Raw genomic sequence first — 474 nt, 5'->3', positions numbered from 1 at the left:
ACTATATTGCTTCCGGACATTTTTCGCATCGAATCAAATTTACCCTTGACGGTCAAATGCAGCGCGTCGTTGAAAGCGTCAATGCGTTGGTTGACAGTACGATTAACGCAATGGAAGAAGAGCGGAGAATTGAACGCTCAAAGGACGAATTGATTACAAACGTCAGTCATGACATCAGAACGCCGCTGACTTCGATTATCGGATATCTCGGCTTGATCGAAGACAATCAGTACGGCAGCGAAGAAGAGTTGAAAAAGTACACCCACACGGCTTTTTTGAAGTCAAAGCAGATGAAATCATTGGTTGACGACTTGTTTGAATATACTAAAGTCAGACAGCCCGATTTGCCGTTAAGCATCGTGAAGATCGATTTGGGCGCGATGCTTGAACAAATCGGAGCAATCTATGAGCTTGAAGGAAGCAAAAAAGGAATGGAAGTCGAAGTCAACGTTCCCGATGAGCCGGTGTTTATGG

The 474-nt window shown here is 44.5% G+C and carries 1 protein-coding gene; it reads left to right on the top strand.

The annotated features are described in order from the left end of the window. On the top strand, positions 1–474 hold a 474-nt coding region (locus KJQ99_RS09635; protein WP_214150702.1), incomplete at both ends, for a sensor histidine kinase.

Source organism: Campylobacter sp. 2018MI13 (assembly GCF_018501135.1).
GTDB lineage: Bacteria > Campylobacterota > Campylobacteria > Campylobacterales > Campylobacteraceae > Campylobacter_E.
The sequence above is the reverse complement of the archived record's forward strand: the minus strand, read 5'-3'. Positions and strand labels throughout refer to the sequence as shown.